2 protein-coding genes are annotated in these 4,594 nt (G+C 63.5%); both read left to right on the plus strand.

Features of this window, described 5'->3' with window-relative positions:
* Window positions 1-216: 216 nt before the first annotated feature.
* Window positions 217-1,359: an efflux RND transporter periplasmic adaptor subunit gene (locus ACQ4N9_RS26335; protein WP_125857552.1), complete on the plus strand. Its 1,143-nt coding sequence runs from the start codon at window positions 217-219 to the stop codon at window positions 1,357-1,359.
* A gap of 13 nt (window positions 1,360-1,372) precedes the next feature.
* Window positions 1,373-4,408, plus strand: coding sequence for a multidrug efflux RND transporter permease subunit (locus tag ACQ4N9_RS26340; RefSeq protein WP_390967123.1), 3,036 nt, complete (start codon window positions 1,373-1,375; stop codon window positions 4,406-4,408).
* Window positions 4,409-4,594: the final 186 nt, after the last annotated feature.

The following is a 4,594-nucleotide window of genomic DNA, read 5'->3' on the forward strand; positions in this document are numbered from 1 at the left end:
CCTCCCTTTTTCCCAATTCTCGACAAAAGCCGGCTCCCACAAGAAGCCATGCGCTGACCACTGTGGGAGCCGGCTTGCCGGCGATGAGGCACTGCCAGGCAGCGCGACAACCTCCTCTTTTCCCAATTCTCGACAATACTTGCCCCATCGCACGTGGGCAGGATCGCCCGTGGTCGCGCGTAATCCATAACAACCTCGCATCCAGGGAACCGGACCATGTTGCGCCGCCGCATGCTGATCATGTTGGCCGTTGTCTTGCTGATCGTGCTGATCCTGGGGGGCATCAAGGCCTTCTCCATCTATAAACAGGTGCAGATGTTCAGCCAACCCAAGCCGCCGGTCAGCGTTGCCGCAGCCCAGGCCGAACTGCGCCAGTGGCAGCAGCGCCTGCCGGCGGTCGGCAGCCTCAAGGCCTACCAGGGCGTGGAGCTGAGCCTGGAGGTGGCCGGCACGGTCAAGTCGCTGCACTTCGAGTCGGGCCAGCAGGTCAAGGCCGGGCAACTGCTGCTGCAACTGGACCACGACCAGGAAACCGCGCTGCTCGGCACCGCCCAGGCCGACCTCAACCTGGCCAAGGTCGACTTCGGCCGCGGCAGCCAGCTGGTCGGCGACTCGGCCATCTCCCGCGGTGAATACGACCGCCTGACCACCCAGTACCGGCGCAACCAGGCGGTGGTCGATCAACTCAAGGCGTCGCTGGCGAAAAAAAGCATCAGCGCGCCGTTCAGCGGCACCATCGGCATTCGCCAGGTGGATGTCGGCGCCTACCTCGCCAGTGGCACGGTGATCGCCACCCTGCAGGACCTGTCCAGCCTCTACGTCGACTTCAACGTGCCCGAGCAGGCCCTGCCGCACCTGAGCCTGGGCCAACAGGTGCTGGTGCAGGTGGCGGCCTACCCGGGCCAGACCTTCCCCGCCAGCCTCAGTGCGATCAACCCGAAGGTCGAGGAAAGCACCCGCAACCTGCTGGCCCGCGCCACGCTGGCCAACCCCGACGGCAAGCTGCTGCCGGGTATGTTCGCCAGCCTGCAGCTGCTGCTGCCCAACCCGCAGCCGCAGGTGGTGGTGCCGGAAAACGCCATCACCTTCACGCTGTATGGCAACTCGGTCTATGTGATCAGCCCGAAAAAGACCGAAGAGGGTCAGCCAGTGCCCGGTGCCGACGGCCAACCGCAGTTGATTGCCGAACAGCGCACCGTGCAGACCGGCGAACGGCGCGATGGCTGGGTGGTGGTGAGCAAGGGCCTGCAGGCCGGCGACCAGGTGGTGACCGCCGGCCAGCTCAAGCTGAGCCCCGGCGCAGCCATCCGTATCAGCGACGACCAGGCCCTGAAACCTGCCGCGCCCGGCGCGAACTGAACGGGAGGCGGCCATGGCATTCACCGACCCGTTCATCCGTCGCCCGGTATTGGCCAGCGTGGTCAGCCTGCTGATCCTGCTGCTGGGCCTGCAAGCCTGGAACAAGCTGCAGATCCGCCAGTACCCGGCCATGGAAAACGCCCTGATCACGGTGACCACCGCCTACCCCGGGGCCAACGCCGAAACCATCCAGGGCTACATCACCCAGCCGCTGCAACAGAGCCTGGCCAGCGCCGATGGCATCGACTACATGACCTCGGTGAGCCGGCAGAACTTCTCGGTGATCTCGGTCTACGCACGCATCGGCGCCGACACCGACCGCCTGTTCACCCAACTGCTGGCCAAGGCCAACGAGGTGCGCAACAAGCTGCCGCAAGACTCGGAAGACCCGGTGCTGAGCAAGGAAGCCGCCGACGCCTCGGCGCTGATGTACATCAGCTTCTACAGCACCCAGATGAGCAACCCGCAGATCACCGACTACCTGTCGCGGGTGATCCAGCCCAAGCTGGCCACCCTGCCTGGCATGGCCGAAGCGCAGATCCTCGGCAATCAGGTGTTCGCCATGCGCATCTGGATCGACCCGGTGAAGCTGGCCGGCTTCGGCCTGTCGGCGGTGGACGTGACCAGTGCGGTGCGCCGTTACAACTTCCTCGCCGCCGCCGGTGAGGTGAAGGGCGAGTACGTGGTGACCAGCATCAACGCCAGCACCGAACTCAAGACCGCCGAGGCCTTCGCCGCCCTGCCGGTCAAGACCGCCGGCGACAGCCGGGTACTGCTGGGCGATGTGGCGCGCATCGAGATGGGCGCCGAGAACTACGACACGGTCAGTTCGTTCGACGGCACGCCGTCGGTGTACATCGGCATCAAGGCCACCCCGGCGGCCAACCCGCTGGACGTGATCAAGGAAGTGCGCAAGCTCATGCCGCAGCTGGAGGAAGAACTGCCGTCGAGCCTCAAGGTGTCGATCGCCTACGACGCCACGCTGTTCATCCAGGCCTCGATCAATGAAGTGATCAAGACCCTGGGCGAGGCGGTGTTGATCGTCATTGTCGTGGTGTTCTTGTTCCTCGGCGCCCTGCGCTCGGTGGTAATCCCGGTGGTGACCATCCCGCTGTCGATGATCGGCGTGCTGTTCTTCATGCAGATGATGGGCTACTCGCTGAACCTGCTGACACTGCTGGCCATGGTCCTGGCCATCGGCCTGGTGGTGGACGACGCCATCGTGGTGGTGGAGAACATCCATCGCCATATCGAAGAAGGCAAGACCCCGTTCGAGGCGGCGCTGGAAGGCGCGCGAGAGATTGCCTTGCCGGTGGTGTCGATGACCATCACCCTGGCGGCCGTGTACGCGCCGATCGGTTTTCTCACTGGCTTGACCGGTGCCTTGTTCAAGGAGTTCGCCCTGACGCTGGCGGGTGCGGTGATCATTTCCGGCATCGTCGCCCTGACCCTGTCGCCGATGATGTGCGCCCTGCTGTTGCGCCACGAGCAGAATCCCAGTGGCCTGGCCCACCGCCTGGACCTGATCTTCGAGAGCCTCAAGCTGCGTTACCAGCGCCTGCTGCACGGCACCCTCGACAGCCGCCCGGTGGTGCTGGTGTTCGCCGTGCTGATCCTGTGCCTGATCCCGGTGCTGCTGATGTTCACCCGCAACGAACTGGCGCCGGACGAGGACCAGGGGGTGATCTTCATGATGAGCAGCTCGCCGCAGACCGCCAACCTCGACTACCTCAATGCCTACACCGATAAGTTCACGCCGTTGTTCAGGACCTTCCCCGAGTATTACTCGTCGTTCCAGATCAACGGTTTCAATGGTGTGCAAACCGGCATTGGCGGCTTTTTGCTCAAGCCGTGGAGCGAACGCGAACGCACGCAGATGGCGTTGCTGCCGCTGGTGCAGGCCGAGCTTTCCCAGATCGGCGGCCTGCAGATCTTCGGCTTCAACCTGCCCTCGCTGCCCGGCACCGGTGAAGGGTTGCCGTTTCAGTTCGTAATCAACACCGCCGGTGACTACCCTGCCCTGCTTGATGTGGCCCAGCGCATCAAGACCCGCGCCGAGGCCTCGGGCAAGTTCGCCTTCCTCGATATCGACCTGGCCTTCGACAAGCCTGAAGTGCTGATCGACATCGACCGCGCCAAGGCGGCGCAGATGGGCGTGTCGATGGACGCCCTGGGCGGCACGCTTGCCACCTTGCTCGGCGAGGCGGAGATCAACCGTTTCACCCTCGAAGGCCGCAGCTACAAGGTGATCGCCCAGGTAGAACGGCCCTACCGCGCCAACCCCGGCTGGCTGAACAATTACTACGTGAAGAACGACCATGGCCAGTTGTTGCCGCTATCGACGCTGATCACCCTCAGCGACCGCGCCCGGCCGCGCCAGCTCAACCAGTTCCAGCAGCTCAATTCGGCGATCATCCAGGGGGTGCCGATGGTGAGCATGGGCGAGGCGCTGGACACCGTGCGGGCCATCGCCCGCGAAGAAGCGCCTGAAGGCTTCTCGGTTGACTATGCCGGTACGGCGCGGCAGTTCGTGCAGGAGGGCAGTGCGTTGTGGATGACCTTTGGCCTGGCCCTGGCGATCATCTTTTTGGTGCTGGCGGCGCAGTTCGAGAGTTTCCGTGATCCGTTGGTGATTTTGGTGACGGTGCCGTTGTCGATCTGTGGGGCGTTGTTGCCGCTGTTCCTTGGGGTGTCGAGCATGAACATCTACACCCAGGTGGGGCTGGTGACCTTGATCGGGCTGATTACCAAGCACGGCATCCTGATCGTCGAGTTTGCCAATCAGTTACGGGAGGAAAAGGGCCTGGGGGTGCGTGAGGCGATCGAGGAGGCGGCGGCGATTCGCCTGCGGCCGGTGCTGATGACCACGGCGGCCATGGTGTTTGGCATGGTGCCGTTGATTCTGGCGACCGGGGCTGGGGCGGTCAGCCGGTTTGATATCGGGCTGGTGATTGCTACGGGGATGTCGATTGGGACGTTGTTTACGTTGTTTGTGTTGCCTTGTATTTATACGGTGTTGGCGCATAAGGGGCGGGGTTTGGCTGGGTGAGATTTTGTTTTTGGGTTCGGGTTCGGGTTCGGCTTTCAGAGTGTTTGTTTTGATAGATGCATGCGCATTCGGCGGCGATGGCGACTTTTAGTCACCTTTCCGCCCTTACGGCGGCCTACTTTGGTCTTGGCCAAAGTAGGCAAAGCCGCCTGCTCCCATCATACGGCCCCTGCGCTGCGCTCCGGG

It is taken from the genome of Pseudomonas sp. ES1, from assembly GCF_050586605.1.
GTDB classification, from domain to species: Bacteria; Pseudomonadota; Gammaproteobacteria; order Pseudomonadales; family Pseudomonadaceae; genus Aquipseudomonas; species Aquipseudomonas sichuanensis.